The organism is Bradyrhizobium sp. 159, from assembly GCF_023073795.1.
In the GTDB taxonomy this organism is placed as follows: domain Bacteria; phylum Pseudomonadota; class Alphaproteobacteria; order Rhizobiales; family Xanthobacteraceae; genus Bradyrhizobium.
Genome location: NZ_JADPKE010000085.1, coordinates 137,234 through 152,025, shown reverse-complemented (window position 1 = coordinate 152,025; position 14,792 = coordinate 137,234). Strand labels below are relative to the sequence as shown.

Sequence of the window (14,792 nt, the reverse complement as noted above, 5' to 3'; positions counted from 1 at the left end):
ACCGCCGCTACGCTAAGGCGCTGCCGCCAAGATTCCACCCGCGGCCACCTTCGCCGAAAATTTCGTAGCCCGTCGACGTCACCGCAACTGTATCCTCGAGCTTGATGAAGCCGCGCCTCGGATGCTTCATTGTGGTCTCGATCGAGACCACCATGCCGGCTTCGAGCGGTTGACGGGCGTCGGTGTCGTCGTAGGGAATCGGACCTCTGGCGGTCAGGCGAGGGGCTTCGTGGCTGACGAGCCCCATGCCGTGGGCGAGGAAATCGGTGCAGTCGCGCTGGGTGATCTGGGCGAGCTGGCGTTCGGCCGCGACGTAGATGTCGCCGCCCAAGGCGCCCGGCCGGACGGCCGCGAAGGCGGCGCGCTGGACCGCCTCGATTTCGGCCAGACAATCCTTCAGCTCCGCATCCGGCGCGCCCAACACGGCCATGCGGGCGACGTCGCCGATATAGCCGTGATAATTGCCGCCGGAGTCCAGCGACAGCACCTCGCCTTGCTCCCAGTGCTGCGCCGATGGCGCCCGGTTGTGGCTGCTGCCGCAGGCCAGCAGGCAATACTCGAAGGTCAGGCCGCGGTTGGCTTCGGCGAGGCGCAACGCCTCCGACAATTGCCGCTTGGTCGTGCCCCGACCGTGCCCGGCGATCACCGCCAGCATGGATGCGACGACGAGCTCGGACGCCGTCTTCAGCTTCGCCAATTCCTCCGCCGACTTGACTGCCCGCAGCCGCTCCAGCACCAGCACCGCATCCTTGAGCTCGGCACCGGGCAGGGTGTCGGCCAGCGCCTTCCCGGCGTCCATCGGCATGAACGGCATCTCGATACCGATCCGGTTCAATGGCACGCCGGCCTGCCGAATCAGGCCCGCAGCCTGCGCAATGGCGTCCACCGAACCATTGGATTCGGTCCGGACCTGCGGCACCCAGGGCGGCGCGACCGCGCGCTGATGGGTCTCCAGCCGGTGGCCGACATAGACCGCTTTCTCAGGTGCGCCCTTGGGATAGACCAGGACCGGCAAATAGCGGCTGACGCCGAGCGCGTCCATGTAGCCGAAGAAGATCGCGCGCTCGGCGCCCAGCAGATACTGCACATTGTGCTTGGAGGTCGCGATCAGGACGTCGAGGCCGGCGGCCTCCATGAGACGGTCGAGCTTGGCGGCATCGAACGGAATGGCGCCCGAGGTGGCGGCGCCGGCAACGGCAACGGTCTCCTGCATGACGAACCTCCCATGGTCGCGGCGGTTTGATCTGCCTGCGAATTCCTGATCATGACCATCCGACTTAATAGCCGGGTGGTCAGTTGGCTCCTGATGTTAGGGCCGGAAGTAGGGTCCGAATAGCTCGGAGGTCAGGCGCCCCAACCCGCGCACGCCCATATCCACGATTCGCATAAGGTATATTATGGAATATCTTTATGTATAATTAGATCAGTCATTTAGATGAAATTCCTGCCACTACACCTTCGCTCCGGGGCCATTTTCGGGTTTGCGCCGGCCGCCGCACCGGCTCTTTGGCGGCTACTGTGCATGGGGTTGTTTTCGCATTTTTTGTGCGGCCATCTCTCCGAAAGCCGGATATTGCCGCGACGTTGTCCGACTGCAATAAGCGAGCCTTCACGAGATCGCAGATGACCTTCTGACCCGGCGTCCGTATAGGTTTGCATCTCACAACAACAACAAACTCCGAGGAAGCAGACCCATGAGCTTTTCCCGACGCACGCTTCTCAAGGCCTCCGCCGCGACCGCGGTCCTGGGCGGCCTCAGTGCGCCCCATGTGGCCCGCGCCCAGAGCGCCGAGTTCACCTACAAATACGCCAACAACCTGCCGGACAGCCATCCGCTGAACGTGCGCGCCAAGGAGATGGCCGCGGCGATCAAGGCCGAGACCAACGGCAAGTTCGACCTCCAGATCTTTCCAAACAACCAGCTCGGGTCCGACACCGACATGCTGAGCCAGATCCGCTCCGGCGGCGTCGAGTTCTTCACGCTGTCAGGGCTGATCCTCTCGACCCTGGTGCCGGCGGCGTCCATCAACGGCATCGGCTTCGCGTTCCCGGACTACGACACGGTCTGGAAGGCCATGGACGGCGATCTCGGCGCCCTCGTCCGCGGCGAGATCAAGAAGGCCGGGCTCGAGGTCATGGACAAGATCTGGGACAACGGCTTCCGCCAGACCACATCGTCGACCAAGCCGATCACCGGTCCGGACGATCTCAAGGGATTCAAGATCCGCGTGCCGGTGTCGCCGCTATGGACTTCGATGTTCAAGGCATTCGATGCAGCGCCCGCCTCGATCAATTTCGCCGAGGTCTATTCGGCGCTCCAGACCAAGATCGTCGAGGGCCAGGAGAACCCGCTGGCGATCATCTCGACCGCAAAGCTGTACGAGGTGCAGAAGTACTGCTCGCTGACCAACCACATGTGGGACGGCTTCTGGTTCCTGGCCAACCGCCGTGCCTGGGAAAAGCTGCCGCAGGACGTACGCACCGTCGTCGCCAAGAACATCAACGCCGCTGCCGTCAAGGAGCGTGAGGATACCGCCAAGCTCAACGCCAATCTCCAGCAGGAGCTGGCGGGCAAGGGCCTGACCTTCAACCAGCCGGCCGTGGCCCCGTTCCGCGACAAGCTGCGGTCCGCCGGCTTCTATGCCGAATGGAAGGGCAAATACGGCGATCAAGCCTGGGACCTCCTGGAAAAGGCGGTGGGCAAGCTGTCGTAACGCGTTAGGCCTCGTCATGCCTCATGTCGAAGTCGAGGTGACCGAAGTGGCGGGCGAGGCGACTGTTCAGTCCCCTCGCCGACCTTCGTTGCTGGCTTCGCTGGAGCGCGCACTTGGCCTTCTTGTGGAGATCCCGGCGGCGATCCTGGTCGTCGCCGAGATCGCGATCCTGTTTGCCGGCGTGGTTGCGCGCTACGGACTGCATCGGCCGCTGATCTGGTCAGACGAGCTCGCCTCGATCCTGTTCCTGTGGCTCGCCATGCTGGGCGCGGCAGTCGCATTCCGCCGCTCCGAGCACATGCGCATGACCGCGGTCGTCGCCAGTGCCCGGCCCGCGTTGCGGGCCTATCTCGATCTGATCGCGACATCGGCCGCGCTGGCGTTCCTGGTGCTGATCGTCTGGCCGTCCTGCGACTATGCTTATGAAGAGAGCTACATCACCACACCGGCGCTCCAGATCTCGAATATGTGGCGTGCTGCGGCGCTGCCGGCCGGCATCGGCTTGATGGCGGCGTTCGCCTTGCTGCGGCTGCTGCGCGCCGCCGATTACCGGATGGTTGCAGCCGCCGTATTGTCGGTTGCGGTCCTGATCGGCGCATTCTGGCTGGCGGAGCCATCGCTGCGCCCCCTCGGCAATCTCAACCTGGTCATCTTCTTCGTCGGCGTTGCCGGCTTCTGCGTCTTTGCCGGCGTTCCCATTGCGTTCGGCTTCGGGCTCGCGATCTTCGGCTATCTGGCGCTGACCACGCGCACGCCGGTGATGGTGCTGGTCGGCCGGATGGATGAGGGCATGAGCCACCTCATCCTGCTCTCGGTGCCGCTGTTCGTGTTCCTGGGGCTGCTGATCGAGATGACCGGCATGGCGCGGGCCATGGTGGCGTTCCTGGCGAGCCTGCTCGGGCATGTCCGCGGCGGCCTGCATTATGTGCTGGTCGGCGCGATGTACCTGGTCTCCGGCATCTCCGGCGCCAAGGCCGCCGATATGGCGGCGGTCGCGCCGGTGCTGTTCCCGGAGATGAAGCAGCGCGGCGCCAGGCCCGGCGACCTCGTCGCGCTCCTTGCGGCGACGGGGGCCCAGACCGAGACCATTCCGCCCAGCCTCGTGCTGATCACCATCGGCTCGGTCACGGGCGTGTCGATCGCCGCCCTCTTCACCGGCGGTCTATTGCCCGGCGTGGTGCTGGCGATCACGCTCTGCATGCTGGTGTGGTGGCGCTACCGCCACGAGGACATGAGCCACGTCCGCCGCGCCAAGGCATCCGAGGTCGGCAGGACTTTCATCATCGCCCTGCCCGCACTCGCGCTGCCCTTCGTGATCCGCTACGCCGTGGTCGAGGGCATCGCGACCGCCACCGAGGTCTCCACCATCGGCATCGTCTACGGCGCCCTTGTCGGCGTTCTGGTGTACCGCCGCTTCGACTGGCGGCGGTTGTTTCCCATGCTGGTCGAGACCGCAGCGCTGTCGGGCGCAATCCTGCTGATCATCGGCACCGCAACCGGCATGGCGTGGGGCCTGACCCAATCCGGCTTCTCGCGCTCGCTGGCGGCGGCCATGACGGGATTGCCCGGCGGGGCGGCGACCTTCATCGCCGTCTCGATTCTGGCCTTCACCATTCTCGGCAGCGTGCTGGAGGGCATTCCGGCAATCGTGCTGTTCGGGCCGCTGCTGTTCCCGATCGCCCGCGCCGTCGGCGTGCACGAGGTGCACTATGCGATGGTGATCATTCTCGCCATGGGTATCGGGCTATTCGCCCCACCCTTCGGCGTCGGCTATTATGCCGCCTGCGCCATTGGACGCGTCGACCCGGCCGAAGGCATCAGGCCGATCTGGGGCTATCTGCTGGCGCTGCTCGTGGGATTGATCATCGTCGCGATCTTCCCCTGGATCTCGATCGGATTCCTTTAAGGCGCTTTCAGGAGGTGTCGATGAGTGAGCGGCAGAACCAGTACAATATCGGCCTCGACAAGACCCCCGCCAATTATGTGCCCCTCAGCCCGTTGAGCTTCCTCGCGCGAAGCGCCGCCGTCTATCCCGATCACGTCAGCAGCGTCTATGAGGGCCGCAGCTTCACCTGGGCGCAGACGCACGAGCGCTGCCGACGCTTTGCCTCTTACCTGACAGGCAAGGGCATCGGCGTCGGTGACACCGTTGCTGCGATGCTGCCGAACGTTCCGGCGATGAACGAGGCGCACTTTGCCGTCCCCATGACGGGCGCCGTGCTCAACGCGCTCAACATCCGCCTCGATGCGCCTTCCATCGCGTTTCAGCTTGACCATGGCGGGGCCAAGATCATCCTGGTTGACCCGGAATTCTCCGGTGTCATCAGTGACGCACTCGCACACATGACCGGGCCAAGGCCATTCGTGATCGACGTCGACGATGCCGCCTTCAAGGGCGGCAAGCGCATCGGCGAGATCGAGTACGAGGACGCCGTCGCGCAAGGCGACCCGAACTTCGAGGCCGTCCTGCCGACCGACGAATGGGATGCGATCGCGCTGAGCTACACCTCGGGCACCACGGGAAATCCCAAGGGCGTGGTCACCCATCATCGCGGCGCGTATCTGAATGCCGTCAGCAACATCCTCGCCGGCAATCTCGGTCAGCACCCGGTGTATCTCTGGACGCTGCCGATGTTCCATTGCAACGGTTGGTGCTTCCCCTGGACCATCGCAGCCTCAGCCGGCATCAATGTCTGCCTGCGCAAGGTCGAGCCGACCAAAATCTTCGAGCTGATCAGGCAGCACGGCGTCACCCACATGTGCGGCGCGCCGATCGTCTACAACACGCTGATCAATGCGCCCGACGCGCCAAAGGGCGAGGTCGCGCGCCGCGTCGTCGGCCTGATCGCAGGTGCGGCGCCGCCCGTCGCCGTGCTCGAAGGCGCCGAAAGCATCGGCATCAAGCTGACGCATGTCTACGGGCTGACCGAGGTCTACGGCCCCGCCTCCGTCTGCGCCGAGCAGCCCGGCTGGGACGAGCTTCCGCCCGCCGAACGCGCGCGCATGAAGCGCCGGCAAGGCGTGCCCTACCCGCTTCAGGAAGCCGTCACCGTCATCAATCCGCAGACGATGCAAGAGGTGCCGCGCGACGGCGAGACCATCGGCGAGGTCATGTTCCGCGGCAACATCGTGATGAAGGGCTACCTCAAGAACGAGAAGGCGACCAAGGAAGCCTTCGAGGGCGGCTGGTTTCACACCGGCGACCTCGGCGTGCTCGACGAGCACGGCTACGTCATCATCAAGGACCGGTCCAAGGATATTATCATCTCCGGCGGCGAGAACATCTCATCCGTCGAGGTCGAGGACATCCTCTACAAGCACCCGGCCGTGCTGTTCGCCGCCGTGGTCGCCAAGCCCGATCCGAAATGGGGCGAGGTGCCCTGCGCCTTCGTCGAGCTGAAGGACGGCGCCAGCGCGAGCGAGGCTGACATCATCGCCTTCTGCCGCAGCCACATGTCTGGGTTCAAGACGCCGAAAGCTGTCGTATTCGGGCCGATTCCAAAGACTTCGACCGGCAAGATCCAGAAATTCCTGCTGCGCAACGAGGTCGGCTCGGCCAAGGCGATCTCGGCCTGAGGTCACCTCGCGCAGCCTGCGAGTAAATCCTGCTCCCACGCCTGTTTGGTGGGGCAGGATTTTGCTTTGTCCTCACATCTTCTTGTAGGCGTCGATCAGCGCCTGGCCATCGGGTCCGGCCTTCTTGAGCCAGTCGGCGGTGAGCTGCTCGCCGATCTTCTGGAAGCCGGCCTTGAGGGCGGGGCTCGGCGGCTCCACCGTCATGCCTTTGGCCTTGAGCTGTTCGATGTACCAGGTGCTCTTGTCTTGCCAGGCCTTCCAGCCGCGGGTTTCCGCCGTCGCAGCCGCCTTGAGGATCGCCTCCTGCGTCGGCTTGTCGAGCGCCTCGAACGCGGCCTTGTTCACGAAGGTGTAGTCCTTCGGAATCCAGGCCTGCACGTCGTAGAAGTATTTGAGCGACTCCCAGGCCTTCGCATCGTAACCCGTGCCGCCCGACGACATGAAGGAGTTCACCACGCCGGTCGCAAGTGCCTGCGGCAGTTCGGCAGCCTGGATCGTGACCGATTGTGCGCCGACCAACTCGCCGATGCGCGCGGTGCCGACATTATAGGCGCGCCACTTCAGGCCCTTCATGTCTTCGATCGTCGCGAGCGGCTTGTTGACGTAGACGCCCTGCGGCGCCCACGGCACGGCGAACAGCAGCTTGAGGCCCTGCGCATCGAGCTTCTTGGCGATCGCGGACTTGGAGGCCTGATACAGCTTCATCGCGTCGGGGAAGCTGGTCGCGAGGAACGGCACGACGTCGACACCGAAGAGCGGGTCCTCGTTCTCGTGGATCGACAGCAGCACCTCACCCATCTGCGCCTGCCCGGTCACCACCGCGCGCTTGATGTCGGGCGCCTTGAACAGCGAGGCCCCCGGATGAACGGTGATCTGGAGCTTGCCGGACGTGGCGGCCTCGACGTCCTTGGCGAAGGCGATCAGATTTTCGGAGTGCGGATTGTCGGCAGGATAGGCGGCCGGCAAATTCCATTTGGTCTGGGCCAAAGCAGGTGCCGCGGCCATCACGACGCCGGCGATCAGGCACGCGCGGACTAAACGAGACATCATCGGGCTTCTCCTTAAGGTCAATCTGAAAGACGGGTATGCTCAGTCTGGGAAAGCAAGCTTCGGCAAGAACATCACGATCTGCGGATACTCCGTGATGATGAACACGGCGGCCAGCAGCAGGACGAAGAATGGGAAGGCCGCCCGTGCAACGGTGAACGTATCGCGGCCACTCATGTTCTGGAGCACGAACAGATTGAAGCCCACCGGTGGCGTGATTTGCGCCATCTCGACGTGGATGATGAGATAGACGCCGAACCAGACCAGATCGAGGCCCGCCTGCCTGACCATGGGCAGTACGATGACGGCGGTCAGGACGATCATCGAAATGCCGTCGATCAGGCATCCCAGGATGATGTACATGATGCTGAGATAGAGGGCGAGCATGCCGGGTGTGAGCTGCTGCCCCTGGACCCAGGTGGCGAGCGCCGCCGGAATACCCGTATAGGCCATCGCAGCCGTCGTATAGGCCGCGCCTGCCAGGATTAGCATGATCATGCAGGTCAGGCGCGTCGCGCTCATGATGCTCTCGAGGAAGTTCTTGCGCGTGAGCGTGCCGCTCCACCACGCCAGCAGCAGCGCGCCTGAGACACCCCACGCAGCGCATTCCGTCGCCGTCGCGAAGCCGAGCACGAGCGACAGGAAGACCGTCAGGATCAGCAGCAGGCAGGGCGCCAGCTTGGCCGACTCGCGGAGCTTCTGCCGGAACGGCATCGGCGGATCGCGCGGCGGAATTTTCTTTGGGTTGAGCAGCGACCAGATGATGATGTAGCCGGAATAGAGCACAATCACGAGCACGCCCGGCAGGAAGCCGCCGAGGAACACCTGGAGCACGGAGACATTCGCCGTGACGGCATAGACCACCATCGGGATTGAGGGCGGAATCAAGAGCCCGAGCGTGCCGGAGCCCGCGAGCGATCCGAGGCTCAGGCCCTTGTCGTAGCCACGCTTGTCGAGTTCCGGCAGTGCGATCTTGCCGATGGTCGCACAGGTCGCGGCCGACGAGCCCGACACCGCCGCGAAGATGCCGCAGCCGATCACATTCACATGCGTCAGCCGTCCCGGCAGCCACTGCACCCAGGGTGACAGGCCGCGGAACATCTCTTCCGATAATTTTGTCCGGAAAAGTATCTCTCCCATCCAGATGAACAGCGGCAGTGCAGCCAGCGTCCAGGACGCGCTCGCGCTCCAGGTCGTGGTGGCGAGCACCGTACCGAGCGGCAAACTCGTCGTTAGCGCCATCGCCACGAAGCCGACGAGCCCGAGCGAGACCGCGATCCAGACGCCGCTGCCGAGCAGCAGGATCATGACGCCGAGCAGGATGAACGACAGCTCGATCATGCCGAGATTGGCCATGCTCAACCTCCGCCGCCCTGCGAGATGCGCTCGATGAATTCGTCGGGCGTCTCGTCCGGCGAGCCCTTCTCGTAGCTCGGCCGGTTGCCGCCGACGACATTGACCATTTCATCGATCAGCGCGATCGACAGGATCGCAAGGCCGCCAGCAAAGCCGAGCTGCGGAATCCAGAGCGGAAGCGCGACGACGCCCTGCGCCACGTCGTTAAAGCGCCAGGAATCGTAGGTCATCCGCACGGCATGCCAGGTGAAATAGAGGATGAACGCCGCGGCAATGCCGAGCGCAACGATCTCAGCCACCTGCTTGGTCCGCCCGTGCAGACGCTCCAGCAGCAGGCCGACACGGATCATCTCTCCGCGCTTGAAGGTGTGCGCGAGTCCTAGGAAAGCCATCGCGGCCATGCACCAGGACGCGAAATCGTCGCCGGCGGGAATGTTGATCGCAAACTGACGCCCGACCGACATGACCATCATGATTGCAAAGATCGCAACCAGGAAGACGCCCGCGGCGTAGCCCGCGCCGAGATAAAGGAGGTCCAGAGCGCGTCGCACCAGTCCTCGAGCCGCTACATCGTCCGCTGCCAACGCAATCCCCATCTTCACATGAGGCGATTCAACCGACCCCGGCGATTGCACGTCAAGTGCTGGTCCTGCTTGAATATCGCCCTGTCCGACGCCTGTCTTTCAGACGTTAGATCAACATGATGAGGCGGCCACAAGCAAGGTGTATGCCGGCTGCCAGGAGAATTTCCACCGCGGGTTTAGTGCGTCTCCAGTCGCAGCCCGTCATAGGCCGGCACCACGCCCGCGGGCAGCGACTGCCTGATGACCTCGTAATCGACGTCGGCGGTCATGTTGGTGATGACCGCGCGCTTCGGCTTGAAACGTTCGATCCACGACAGCGCATCGTTGATGCTGAAATGGCTGACATGACTGGTGTAGCGCAGGCCGTCGACGATCCAGAGGTCCAGATTTTCCAATGCGCCCCAGCTCTCGCGCGGGATGTCGTTGAGGTCGGGTGTGTAGGCGGCATCCCCGATGCGGTAGCCGAGCGCGGGAATATTGCCGTGCTGCACCAGGAAGGCGGTCATCGTCACCGCGCCGCCCTTCCCCAAAATCGTCTGACTTTCGCCCGCCTCGATCGAATGCCGCGTCAGGATCGGCGGATAGTCGCTGCCCTCCGGCGAGATGAAGCAGTAGGAGAACCGCGACAGGATGTCCTTCGCGGTCGACTGGTTGAAGTAGGTCGGGATGCGCCGTCGCATGTGCATGACGACCGAACGCAGATCGTCCATGCCATGGGTCTGGTCGGCATGCTCGTGGGTCAAGAACACGGCATCGATGTGGTCGACGTTGGTGGAAAGCAATTGCTCGCGCAGGTCCGGCGAGGTGTCGATCAAGATGCGTGTGGTGCCGTGCTCGGACTTTCGTTCGACCAGCAGCGAGCAGCGGCGACGGCGGTTCTTGGGATTGTTGGGATCGCAGGCGCCCCAGCCGAGCGCCGGGCGCGGCACGCCGGCGGAGGAGCCGCAGCCCAGGATCGTCAGCGTCAGTGTCATGCGGCTCCCAGTCTCAAGCTTTCACCTTCGAGAACAGACGGAAGAAGTTTTCGGTGGTCTGGCGCGAGATTTCCTCGGTCGACACGCCGCGTGTCTCGGCGAGCACCTTTGCGACTTCGACCACATAGGCCGGTTCGTTGCGTTTGCCCCGGAATTTTCCGGGCGCAAGATAAGGCGAGTCCGTCTCGACCAGAATACGATCGCGCGGCAGTTCGGCCGCAAGCGCGCGCAGGGATTCCGACTTCTTGAAGGTCAGGATACCCGTGAAGCCGATATACAGCCCGAGCGAGACCGCCTTCAGCGCCAGCTCGCGCCCGCCGGTGTAACAATGCAGCACCGCGCGAAACGATCCGCGTGCGGCCTCATCCTCCAGGATGCTGGCACAGTCCTCGTCCGCCTCGCGGGTGTGGATCACCAGCGGCAGGCCGGTGGCGCGGGCGGCGGCAATGTGGGCGCGAAAGCCCCTCGCCTGCGCCTCCGGTGAGCCGTTGTCATAGAAATAATCGAGCCCGGCTTCACCGAGCGCGACGACCTTGGGATGCTGCGTCAGCGCGATCAGCTCGTCCGGCGCGATGCCGTCCTCCTCATCCGCATTGTGCGGGTGAGTGCCGACCGAGCAATAGACATCGTCGTAGCGCTCGGCAATGGCGACGAGATCGTTCAGCTTCCGCACCCGCGTCGAGATCGTGACCATGCGTTTGACGCCGGCTGCACGCGCACGCGACACGATCCCGTCGAGATCTTCCGCAAAGTCCGGAAAATCCAGGTGGCAATGACTGTCGACCAGCATCGCGCGACCGCCTCAGGCCGCCGGCTCGACGTAGCGCGGGAACGCCGGTTTCGGCGCCGGCAGCGTCGAGCCCGGCGCGATGCGCGAGGTGCCACCCAGGGTGGCGAAGCTGCGCTCGGCTTCCGGGATGCCGAGGCTGTCGAGCAGCAATCCCGAGGCGGTCGGCATCGCCGGCTGCGTCAGAATCGCGATCTGGCGCACGACTTCCGCGGTGACGTAAAGCACGGTCTTCTGCCTGGCGGGATCGGTCTTGGCGAGCGCCCACGGCGCCTCGCCCGCGAAATAGCGGTTGGCCTCCGCCACCACGGCCCACACGGCGTTGAGCCATTGGTGGATCTGCTGCGTGGCCATGGCTTCACGCGACGTGGCGATCATGCCGTCGGCCATCGCCAAGATTGCGTTGTCGTTGTCGCTGAACTCGCCGGGCTCCGGCAGCACGCCGCCGAGCTGCCTGGCGATCATCGACAGCGAGCGCTGCGCAAGGTTGCCGAGATCGTTGGCGAGATCGGCGTTAATGCGCGCGACGATGGCCTCGTGATTGTAGTTGCCGTCCTGGCCGAACGGCACCTCGCGCAGGAAGAAATAGCGCATCTGGTCGACGCCATACTGGTCGGCGAGGTTGAAGGGATCGACGACGTTGCCAACCGACTTCGACATCTTCTCGCCCCTGTTGAACAGGAAGCCGTGGGCATAGATCCGCTTCGGCAGCGGAATGCCCGCCGACATCAGGAACGCCGGCCAATACACCGCATGGAAACGGATGATGTCCTTGCCGATGATGTGCACGTCGGCGGGCCAGTAGCGCCAGTTCTCGTCGCTCTCGTCGGGGAAGCCGATGCCGGTGATGTAATTGGTCAGCGCATCGACCCAGACATACATCACGTGCTCTTCATCGCCGGGCACCTTGACGCCCCAGTCGAAGGTCGTGCGCGAGATCGAGAGATCGCGCAGGCCACCTCTGACGAAGCTTACCACCTCGTTCTTGCGGGAGTCGGGCCCGATGAAATCGGGATGATCCGCATAAAGCTTGAGCAGCTTGTCCTGGTACGCCGATAGGCGAAAGAAATAGCTCTTCTCCTCGACCCATTCGACCGGCGTGCCCTGCGGTCCGAGTCGCAACCCGTCATCGTTCAGGCGCGTCTCGTCCTCGGCGTAATACGCCTCGTCACGGACCGAGTACCACCCCGAATAGGTATCGGCATAGATGTCGCCGTTCGCTTCCATGCGCCGCCAAATCTCCTGGCTGGAGCGATGATGCTGCTCCTCGGTGGTGCGGATGAAGCGGTCGAACGACACGTTCAGGCGCTCATCCATCTCCTTGAAGCGGCCGGCATTGCGGGTCGCGAGCGCGGACACGGACATGTTTTCACCGGCCGCCGTCTGCACCATTTTTTGACCGTGCTCGTCGGTGCCGGTCAGGAAGAACACGTCCTTGCCATCGAGCCGCGCAAAGCGCGCCAGCACGTCGGTCGCGATCGCCTCATAGGCGTGGCCTATATGCGGGCTTCCGTTGGGATAGGCAATGGCGGTCGTGATGTAGAAGACGTTATCGCGCGCGGGGGTGGCAACGGGCGCGGCCGTTTGCGGCGCTGCGACGGGCTTTGGCGCACGCGGCGCCTTCAGCTTGGCGGCTCTTTGAGGAGCGGCGACAGGAGCTGGCGCGGCGATCACGGCAGGCGCAGTCACCCTCGCCTTCTTGACCACGTTCTTCGCCGGAGCCTTGGCCGGCGTTTGGGCGGCGGTTTTCTTCGAGGCCTTTTTGGCGACGACCTGCTTCTTCGCCGCCCGGCCGGCCTTCTTTGCCGTCTTCCCTGCGCTCTTCTTCACGCCTTTTTTGGCGACAACCTTCTTGGTCTTCTTGACCGTCTTGGCACCTTTGCGCGCACGCGCCTTCACAGCCTTCTTCGTGGCTTTCTTGACCGCTTTCTTCGCAGCCTTCTTCTTGCCCTTGGCGGTTTTTTTAGCTCGCGTTGCCACCACGAATTCCTTTACCGGCTTCTCGAAAATTGGAAACGAACCTGCGCCTAGCGCGTTGCGTCCGCCAGCCAGCCGAACACCGAGAAAACCAAGGGCTTGCGCTCCAGATTGTAGGTTTCGGTGTCGCGCGCGGCGCGGACGATCTTTTCCCATACCTCAGCTAGACGCGCAAGGCGCGGCAGATTCTGGTTCGTATTGGCTTCGTCCGCATGCAGGCGTTCGGCGATCCAGCGATCGATGCCGTCGATGAAGGCGGCAAGCGCGACGCGGTCGCTGGTCCCGAGCGAATCGCCGAGCGTGTGCAGTTCGCGCGGATCGACCTGCGGCAGACGCGCGAGCAGTGCCGCGGTGCGCTGCTGGAGCTTGAGCGCGTCACCGCCGAGCAGCGTCAGTGCCCGCGCCACGCTGCCCTCGGAAGCCTCCGCCGCCTCGTGCAGCGCCGGATCATTCGGATCGAGGTCGCCGGCCGAAGCCGCCGCACTGATCACGTCATCGGTGGCGAGCGGGCGCAGGCGCAGCTTGCGGCAACGCGACTGGATGGTGGCGAGCACGCGTGCCGGCGCGTGGCTCACCAACAGGAATAGCGATTGCTGCGGCGGTTCTTCGAGGATCTTCAAAAGCGCGTTGGCCGCGTTTGGATTGAGCTCGTCGACCGTGTCGACGATGCAGACGCGCCAGCCGTCGGCGGCAGCCGTCGAGCCGAAGAAGCCGATCGTCTCGCGCGTCTCGTCGACGGTGATCACGGTGCGCATCACGCCGCGATCATTCGCGGTGCGCTCCAGCGTCAACAGCCCGCCATGCGAACTCGCCGCAACCTGCCGCGCCACGGCATCGTCGGGATCGATCGCAAGGTCTTCGGCGCGCTGCACGGACGGCGCCAGCGGCTGGCCGTGGGCGAGCACGAAGCGCGCCATGCGGTAGGCCAGCGTTGCCTTGCCGATGCCTTGCGGTCCGCCGATCAGCCAGGCATGCGGGATGCGCCCGCTGCGATAGGCTGCGAGCAGCGCGGTCTCGGCCTCGCGATGCCCAAACAGCTTCGATGTCTCGCGCGGATGCGGAATGGCGGTTTCGCGCTCGGTCCGACGCGGGCTCATGCGGAAATCACCGCGGGCGTGGCAAGGAGACGTTCGCGCAGCGCCGTCCAGACGCGCCCGGCAACCGTGTCAGCATCGGAATTGGCGTCGATCAGCGCACAACGCGCGGGATCTTCCGCGGCGATCTTGCGATAGGCGTCGCGCAGGCCTTGGTGGAACTTGAGATCCTCGCCCTCGAACCTGTCGGGTGCGGCGCTGCCGCGGCGCGTGGCTGCCCGCTGCAAGCCGATCTCGACCGGCAGGTCGAGAATGATGGTGAGATCCGGCTTGAGATCGCCGATCGTGACCCGCTGCATCGCGTTGATCAGGCCATCCGGCACGCGGCCGAGGCTGCCCTGATAGGCCCGCGTCGAGTCGGCGAAGCGGTCGCACAGCACCCAGACGCCCTGGCTGAGCGCGGGCTGGATTACGGTGCGGACGTGGTCGTCGCGGGCAGCGGCGAACAGCAACGTCTCGGCTTCGGGGCCGAGCAGCTTGCCCATGCCTGACAGCACCAGATGTCGCATGATCTCGGCGCCAGGCGAGCCGCCCGGCTCGCGCGTGACGAGGATGCGCATCCTTGCCGCCGTGAGGCGGTCGGCGAGCTTCTTGATCTGGGTCGACTTGCCCGTCCCTTCGCCGCCCTCAAAGGTGATGAAGCGCCCGCGTCCCGACGGCCAGCGTACCGCGCTTTCACTCAT

Annotated in this window: 12 protein-coding genes; 3 read left to right on the top strand and 9 right to left on the bottom strand. The window is 64.3% G+C overall.

Annotation, left to right across the window (positions count from 1 at the left end; genetic code table 11):
* Window positions 1–7 precede the first annotated feature (7 nt).
* A complete protein-coding gene (locus tag IVA96_RS23875) occupies window positions 8–1,213 on the bottom strand; it encodes a Xaa-Pro peptidase family protein (RefSeq protein WP_247419516.1) in 1,206 nt (401 codons plus the stop codon).
* Between the two features lie 481 nt (window positions 1,214–1,694).
* Between IVA96_RS23875 and IVA96_RS23870 the strand changes: the two genes are divergently transcribed.
* The 3 genes from IVA96_RS23870 to IVA96_RS23860 are packed head-to-tail and all read left to right on the top strand — an operon-like array spanning window position 1,695 to window position 6,290.
* Complete coding sequence (locus tag IVA96_RS23870) at window positions 1,695–2,714, top strand: TRAP transporter substrate-binding protein (protein WP_247419514.1); 1,020 nt, start codon at window positions 1,695–1,697, stop codon at window positions 2,712–2,714.
* A 16-nt stretch (window positions 2,715–2,730) separates the two neighbouring features.
* The gene (locus IVA96_RS23865; protein WP_247281098.1) at window positions 2,731–4,620 is read left to right on the top strand and encodes a TRAP transporter large permease subunit; all 1,890 of its coding nucleotides are present in this window, start codon (window positions 2,731–2,733) and stop codon (window positions 4,618–4,620) included.
* A gap of 20 nt (window positions 4,621–4,640) precedes the next feature.
* Complete coding sequence (locus tag IVA96_RS23860) at window positions 4,641–6,290, top strand: acyl-CoA synthetase (protein WP_247281099.1); 1,650 nt, start codon at window positions 4,641–4,643, stop codon at window positions 6,288–6,290.
* A 72-nt stretch (window positions 6,291–6,362) separates the two neighbouring features.
* Here IVA96_RS23860 and IVA96_RS23855 read toward each other — a convergent pair whose 3' ends face one another.
* From IVA96_RS23855 to tmk, 8 genes are all read right to left on the bottom strand, one after another.
* Complete coding sequence (locus tag IVA96_RS23855; protein ID WP_247281100.1) at window positions 6,363–7,340, bottom strand: TRAP transporter substrate-binding protein; 978 nt, start codon at window positions 7,338–7,340, stop codon at window positions 6,363–6,365.
* Between the two features lie 39 nt (window positions 7,341–7,379).
* Window positions 7,380–8,693: a TRAP transporter large permease subunit gene (locus IVA96_RS23850; RefSeq protein ID WP_247281101.1), complete on the bottom strand. Its 1,314-nt coding sequence runs from the start codon at window positions 8,691–8,693 to the stop codon at window positions 7,380–7,382.
* Window positions 8,694–8,695: 2 nt separating this feature from the next.
* A complete protein-coding gene (locus IVA96_RS23845) occupies window positions 8,696–9,289 on the bottom strand; it encodes a TRAP transporter small permease (protein WP_247281131.1) in 594 nt (197 codons plus the stop codon).
* Between the two features lie 164 nt (window positions 9,290–9,453).
* Window positions 9,454–10,251, bottom strand: coding sequence for an MBL fold metallo-hydrolase (locus IVA96_RS23840; RefSeq protein ID WP_247281102.1), 798 nt, complete (start codon window positions 10,249–10,251; stop codon window positions 9,454–9,456).
* Between the two features lie 13 nt (window positions 10,252–10,264).
* Window positions 10,265–11,041 carry a TatD family hydrolase gene (locus IVA96_RS23835; RefSeq protein WP_247281103.1) on the bottom strand — a complete coding sequence of 259 codons (777 nt, stop codon included), beginning with the start codon at window positions 11,039–11,041 and terminating at the stop codon, window positions 10,265–10,267.
* A gap of 12 nt (window positions 11,042–11,053) precedes the next feature.
* On the bottom strand, window positions 11,054–13,018 hold the full coding sequence (gene metG / locus IVA96_RS23830) for a methionine--tRNA ligase (protein WP_247419511.1): 1,965 nt from the start codon (window positions 13,016–13,018) through the stop codon (window positions 11,054–11,056).
* A 47-nt stretch (window positions 13,019–13,065) separates the two neighbouring features.
* Window positions 13,066–14,112 carry a DNA polymerase III subunit delta' gene (locus IVA96_RS23825; protein ID WP_247281105.1) on the bottom strand — a complete coding sequence of 349 codons (1,047 nt, stop codon included), beginning with the start codon at window positions 14,110–14,112 and terminating at the stop codon, window positions 13,066–13,068.
* A complete protein-coding gene (tmk, locus tag IVA96_RS23820) occupies window positions 14,109–14,792 on the bottom strand; it encodes a dTMP kinase (protein WP_247419508.1) in 684 nt (227 codons plus the stop codon). Before tmk ends, IVA96_RS23825 begins: the two co-directional genes overlap by 4 nt.

Excerpts from the sequence above, each read along its gene's own strand:
- IVA96_RS23835 (WP_247281103.1), bottom strand. The coding sequence starts at position 11,041 with ATGCTGGTCGACAGTCATTGCCACCTGGATTTTCCGGACTTTGCGGAA.
- IVA96_RS23865 (WP_247281098.1), top strand. The coding sequence starts at position 2,731 with ATGCCTCATGTCGAAGTCGAGGTGACCGAAGTGGCGGGCGAGGCGACT.
- IVA96_RS23850 (WP_247281101.1), bottom strand. The coding sequence starts at position 8,693 with ATGGCCAATCTCGGCATGATCGAGCTGTCGTTCATCCTGCTCGGCGTC.
- IVA96_RS23870 (WP_247419514.1), top strand. The coding sequence starts at position 1,695 with ATGAGCTTTTCCCGACGCACGCTTCTCAAGGCCTCCGCCGCGACCGCG.
- IVA96_RS23855 (WP_247281100.1), bottom strand. The coding sequence starts at position 7,340 with ATGATGTCTCGTTTAGTCCGCGCGTGCCTGATCGCCGGCGTCGTGATG.
- IVA96_RS23860 (WP_247281099.1), top strand. The coding sequence starts at position 4,641 with ATGAGTGAGCGGCAGAACCAGTACAATATCGGCCTCGACAAGACCCCC.
- IVA96_RS23840 (WP_247281102.1), bottom strand. The coding sequence starts at position 10,251 with ATGACACTGACGCTGACGATCCTGGGCTGCGGCTCCTCCGCCGGCGTG.
- IVA96_RS23875 (WP_247419516.1), bottom strand. The coding sequence starts at position 1,213 with ATGCAGGAGACCGTTGCCGTTGCCGGCGCCGCCACCTCGGGCGCCATT.
- tmk (WP_247419508.1), bottom strand. The coding sequence starts at position 14,792 with ATGAGTGAAAGCGCGGTACGCTGGCCGTCGGGACGCGGGCGCTTCATC.
- IVA96_RS23845 (WP_247281131.1), bottom strand. The coding sequence starts at position 9,289 with ATGGGGATTGCGTTGGCAGCGGACGATGTAGCGGCTCGAGGACTGGTG.
- IVA96_RS23825 (WP_247281105.1), bottom strand. The coding sequence starts at position 14,112 with ATGAGCCCGCGTCGGACCGAGCGCGAAACCGCCATTCCGCATCCGCGC.